The 4530-nt window shown below is 55.6% G+C and carries 3 protein-coding genes and 1 pseudogene; all 4 read right to left on the bottom strand.

The window, feature by feature from the left end:
* Positions 1-561, bottom strand: a pseudogene (locus ABX962_RS31080) (glycosidase); the annotation flags it as partial.
* Positions 562-719: 158 nt separating this feature from the next.
* On the bottom strand, positions 720-2975 hold the full coding sequence (locus ABX962_RS31075) for a glycosyltransferase family 4 protein (protein ID WP_372725412.1): 2256 nt from the start codon (positions 2973-2975) through the stop codon (positions 720-722).
* Positions 2972-4048: a glycoside hydrolase family 130 protein gene (locus tag ABX962_RS31070; RefSeq protein WP_372725410.1), complete on the bottom strand. Its 1077-nt coding sequence runs from the start codon at positions 4046-4048 to the stop codon at positions 2972-2974. The genes ABX962_RS31075 and ABX962_RS31070 overlap by 4 nt, the downstream gene beginning before the upstream one ends.
* 296 nt (positions 4049-4344) lie before the next feature.
* Positions 4345-4530 (bottom strand): hypothetical protein (locus ABX962_RS31065; RefSeq protein ID WP_372725408.1); only part of this gene is annotated, 186 nt, incomplete at its 5' end.

The raw sequence follows: 4530 nt of genomic DNA, 5'->3' as shown, positions 1-4530 counted from the left end.
CTCAACCAATTTCCGGCGAAAGAGATCATTCTCGTAACACGAATCAGGCACGAAACGTGGGGTGGTTACGAAGCGATTCGGTTCATCGATTGTGATTTGCAAGTCGCGGGTAATGATTCCACTGCGGAACACAATCGATGAGATATGTCCTTCGCCGACCGCTCGCAAACTCATCGCGAAGCGTCTCGCTCCGGCCGGAAGATTTGACTGGTCGGGGTGCCAGACCAGCGACGGATTGAACAAGGCGGCTGACTCTAATGCATATTCCTGAGTGAAGTACGCACCAAGCAGCAGTCGACGGTTTTCGGTTAGTGGGGTATCGGTCAGCAGGTGGCGGCGGAGCTCATGAAACCGCCGCTCGAAGAAGGCCTTTGGTTTTTGGTGCCGTCCATGAAATTCATCGAATACATGAGCGAGCAGCTTGTCCACTTCGGTTTCAGAGAGCGTACAGACGCGGGCGATAACCCGCAGCACACGGTCGTCGCCGGGCGGTTGGAACGGTCGCAAGACGACGCGTTGTTTGTTGGGCGAGAGAACGATGTCGGTACGCGTGATGTGCATTAAACGGGCCGCTTTAGTGGGGGTAGGCTGTCTGCGTTTGGACAAAGCAATGATAGGTTGGATGCCGGGCTTCCAGCTTTACGCGTGGTTACGAGCAACCGATAAGGTGAATGTCGTGACATCGACTTCCGCTTTCTGGGGCGATGCTTGGCGGAGCTTCAATTGACACGCAGGGTTGCGCCGAGTCCTCGCATTTCGATGAGCGAGAGTAAAAAAGCGAGTGTTGATTCGGCACCTTGATTCTCGTTGACTTGGTTCTCCATAAGCCCGTCGTAGCATCCTCCGGTGGATGCGTCGTAAATCGGTTGGCCGAGATCATTGCGGCCCAGAAACCAATCGAATGCCAAATGAGCTTGCTCGTTCCAAAATGGATCTTTAGTGGATGCGAATGCTTCGATCGAAGCAGAAACCATCGCGTGCGTTTCGATCGCCTGCTGGTCAAACACCGCCGTCGCGGTGCCTTCGCGACTGAATCCGTTGGATCCGATGGGGCGGAACCGTCCTTGAGGCGACAATTGCTTTCCGCAAAGCCATCGCAGCGATTTTAAGCCAATGTCCGTGGCGAGCGGTTCATTCGATCCGCGGCCGTAGGCAATCAGCGATTGTGACAGTTTGGCATTGTTGTATGTCGCGGTGTTTTCAAACCACGGCCAATCCTCAGTCGCCGTGGCGTCGTAAAGGCGGATCAATCGTTCAGCAAGTCGCTGGTGCATTGTCGTTGCCACGCGGTCACCATTGTAGCGTCGCAAGTATTCGTGAATCCCCAAGATACCAAGGGCCCAGGTTCGCGGTGACGTTGTTTTTTCACACTCCGGCAATGCTCGATGGAACAATTCTCGTGCCCAAGCTGCAAGGCCGGCGCGACGAGACCGTCCGATGCAAGTTCCCAGTGCCCAAAGGGCGCGGCCTTGCGAATCGTCGGACCCATCGTCTTCCAACCACCGCCGGTCGAAGCTCATGAAATTTCGAAAACGACCTGTATCGCGGTCAAACGCGACGTTAAGGAACGCCGCGTAGCGAGAAGCGAGCGAATGCACCGTCGGTGAATCGTTGCCCTGTTCTTCGAGCAAGACGGTCAGGATCAAGGCCCGAGCGTTGTCATCGGTGCAATAGCCGTGAGCATGATCAGGAATCGTATAGATCGCATGCTGTACGATGCCGGTAGAGTCACTGAGATGTTGCAAGTGATCCAGTTGCATCTTCGGTAGTGCCAGTGGTTGCTCGTCGAGAGTGCGAACCGCCAAGGGGGGACGATGACTGCTGCGTTCACGTTGAGCTCGACGGAACGAGGCAAGGTACGACTGAGAAATATGGTCCCACGTCATACTTCGTCCCAAGCGACGGGCTTCTGCACGCATCGCCATCCGCCGGTCGTCGTCGCCGAGAAGTCCGATGATCTCTCGAGCGATCGCAGCCGAGTCTGCAAAGGGAACCAGCACGCCGCGGCCGTCGGCGAGTAATTCTTCGGCGTGCCAATAGGGCGTCGAGATCACCGCTTGGCCACATCCAAATGCGTATGCCAACGTGCCCGAGACAGCTTGCTGCACATTCAAATAAGGAGTGATGTACAGATCCGCTGCTCCTAGAAATTCGGTCAGTTCCTCCAGTTCTACGAACCGGTTATAGAAGCTAACGTGCTTGCTGATGCCGAGCTCCTTGGCCATCCGTTCCAAACTGATCCGATAGCGTTCGCCTTGCTCACGAATCAAATTGGGGTGTGTCGCTCCGAGGACAAGATAGATAAAGTCAGGGAAACGGACGACGACCTCGGGGATGGCTCGCAGAACATACTCAATTCCTTTTCCGGGGGAAAGCAATCCGAACGTCAGTGCTACCGCCTTGTTCTTGACGTTGAATTGCTCCTTCAAAATTTGCTGGTCGGTATCGGGTGCATTTGGGATTCCGTGGGCGATCAAGTCGACCTGATCGGCATCGACTGAATAAATGTTGATCAGGGTTTGTCGGGATCGCTCGGTCATGACGACAAGTCGCGTTGATAGCCGTACCAACTGCGTCATCACGGCACGCTGCGTTTGACTAGGCTCCGACAAAACGGTGTGCAGCGTTGTGACGACCGGCATTCGCAGATCTTGCAAGAGTGCCAAAACGTGACTGCCGCAGGGGCCGCCATAGATACCGAACTCGTGTTGCAAACAGACGATGTCGACATTGCTAAAATTCAGAAAGTCGGCCGCGGCCCGGTAGTCTTCGATGTCTTGTTCGACGACCTGGAACTGAACTTCGTTGTCGTACAAGTAACCGCCTGGGATATCGTCCATTGGGACCACGATGCATTCGGCAGCTGACGTTTTCGCGATGGATGACCGCAAATCGTGAGTAAAGGTTGCGATGCCACATTTGCGAGGCAGATAGTCACCAATAAAAGCGATCTTTTGCAGTTTGGGTAGGGTCATGATTGAAAGCCGTTTTGTGGAACAAGCGATTCGAGTAGCGATCGCTTTGTGAACCGGGTCATGGCGACGGATGTGTCGGCGGCTCCATAAAAAACTTGGAATTCGTTGCCGACATCCAACATTGCCGTTGGAAAAACGACGTTGGGTACAAAGCCGGATTTTTCGTAGTCGGTTTTTGGCGTCATGATCGGATCGTTGGACCTAGCGATCACGCGAGCGGGATCGTCGCGATCCAGTAGCAGTACCGCGGCTGCATAACGCCCCACAGTGCCGGCGGCGGTTGATGTTGCGCTGCCGTGGTAGAGCGTGATCCAACCCTCGTCGACTAAGATCGGTGGCGTTCCGCTGCCTACACGATCGCCTTCCCACCCCTGGACGCCCCTGAGAATCGGTTGGTGACGACCCCAATGCAAAAGGTCCGGCGAGCGAGCGATCCAGATTTGTGGCGGGCTAAAGTGCGAATTTGGATTCGGACGATGCAGTGCAACATAGTCGCCGCCGATCCGCTGTGGGAACAGCACGACATCTTTGTTTTCGCTGGGAAAGATCACTCCGTGCCGTTGAAAGTTTACACAGTCGGTCGTAGAGACGAGTGCGGTTGCAGCGCCGGACCTAGACACCGCGACATAGGTGATCCAGTAAGTTTCGTCGATCTTAGTGATCCGAGGATCCTCGATACCGTATTCCTCTAACGATCCTTCAGGTAGCAATGCATTCGCGAACTGCCACGTGTCGTTGCCATGGGCTGATTTTCGAAAGGTCTGCAGATGGGAAACCGAGGTCAATCGAAGATCACCGTGGTCTTTTAGGGCGACAACACGAGCATCCGTCTTACGCAAGTCTTGATCGCGAACCCAATCGACGGCCGTCTCGCCAGTACGGGACCAACGAGGAAGCGGCGTCCATCCCTCGCGTCGATCGATCGGGCGTTCGGCGACCCTCGCTAGCATCACGATCTCGTCGCCGATGATCGCAACAGCAGGATTGAAGACGCCGATGACTTCCCAATCGCGTTGGGTCGGCCGGATATCGCAGGGACTTAGTAGGCACGAGTTGGATAGTCTATCGATCATGGGGACATACCAAGCGATGGTGACAAAGGTTGTTCCTGATCAGCGTCTGGCTCGAACCTGCTGGTCCGTGACAACCACTCGTGAACCTCCCGCTCCCTCAACACCTCAGCGAACTTGTTGGGACGGAGACGCGACTGCCACTCGCGAAGATCATTGGGAAAGCGTTCGACGCCCGCGAGTCCGCAGCGGCGTAGCGGGGCGCTCCCTTGCTGTTGCAATCCGACATTGCCACGCAACGGAGGCTCATGACAGAGTCGTGCGGTGGCGTGTCGGCCAGCTCGCGGGTGGTTGTGGTTTTAGCGTCCAGCGATGCCGCCGATATCAACGGAATCGCAGGAGGGGCATCGTCCGTTGAGAGGCGATGCTTTAAGAGGTAACGCGGTGTGCCGGTCAAACCATCCACCATGATCGCCTCCTTGGGCGAACAAGAGACCTAGTGCGATTTGTCTGCCGAAGGGGATCTTCGATGCGAACAAACTGCG

Origin of the sequence: Novipirellula sp., from assembly GCF_041583735.1 — a bacterium.
In the GTDB taxonomy this organism is placed as follows: Bacteria; Planctomycetota; Planctomycetia; order Pirellulales; family Pirellulaceae; genus Novipirellula.
Note: the sequence above shows the minus strand (reverse complement) of the source record. Positions and strands in the feature narration are given on the sequence as shown.

What these genes read in the sequence shown, in the direction of transcription:
- ABX962_RS31075 (WP_372725412.1), bottom strand. Translation starts at nt 2,975, where the DNA reads ATGACCCTACCCAAACTGCAAAAGATCGCTTTTATTGGTGACTATCTG.
- ABX962_RS31070 (WP_372725410.1), bottom strand. Translation starts at nt 4,048, where the DNA reads ATGATCGATAGACTATCCAACTCGTGCCTACTAAGTCCCTGCGATATC.